Genomic DNA, 801 nt, shown 5'->3' with positions numbered 1-801 from the left:
TCAATACGACATTGAACCTGTCTACTGAAGAAGCGGAAGGCATTACGTATGGCGCAGAAACGATCAATAAGCTGCACAAGCTGGATATGAAATACGTGAACGAGAACTTGAAAAACTGGATTGACCGCTTTAGCCGTGAAGTAACGCAATAAGAGGAAGCGAACTGAGAGACAAGAGTATTCATACTCTTGTCTCGTTTCCTGAATGGGAGGGGGATGATGATGAACAAGAAGGTTATTCTCGATGTCGATACGGGAGTGGATGATGCGTTAGGCATTCTGCTCGCTATTCAGAGCGGCAAGCTGGACATTCTCGGCATCACAACGGTAAACGGCAATGTTTCGTTGGAACAAGCGACGCTTAATACGTGCAAAGTATTGCAGCTCGCCGGTGCGGAGCATATTCCAGTCGTTCAAGGTGCGGACAAGCCGCTGCTGCGCAGCAGTTACTTCGAGCATCGAGTTCATGGGAAAGACGGGCTCGGCGGTGCATTAAAGGATATGCCTGTTCATAAGCAAGCGGAGAATGGCCATGCGGTTGATTTCCTCATCGAACAAATTCAGAAGCATCCGGGGGAAGTTACGCTCGTCATGACAGCTCCACTAACCAATCTGGCTCTTGCTGTGATGAAAGCTCCTGAATTGGTTCATCAGGTGAAAGAGGTCATCGTAATGGGCGGGGTTGTACAAGGCTTCGGCAATGTAACGCCAACGGCCGAGTACAACATTTATGTAGACCCGGAAGCGGCCAAGCTCGTATTCAAAGCCGGATTCAATTCATTGACGCTTGTTGGACTGGATA

General features: G+C 48.8%; 1 protein-coding gene. It reads left to right on the top strand.

Annotation, left to right across the window (positions count from 1 at the left end):
• Positions 1 to 218: 218 nt before the first annotated feature.
• Positions 219 to 801: nucleoside hydrolase (locus tag TX77_RS10790; RefSeq protein ID WP_230198131.1), on the top strand; the 583-nt coding region annotated here is incomplete at its 3' end.

Source organism: Megasphaera massiliensis (assembly GCF_000455225.1).
Classification (GTDB): domain Bacteria; phylum Bacillota; class Negativicutes; order Veillonellales; family Megasphaeraceae; genus Megasphaera; species Megasphaera massiliensis.
This window is presented reverse-complemented; position numbering and strand designations above follow the sequence as displayed.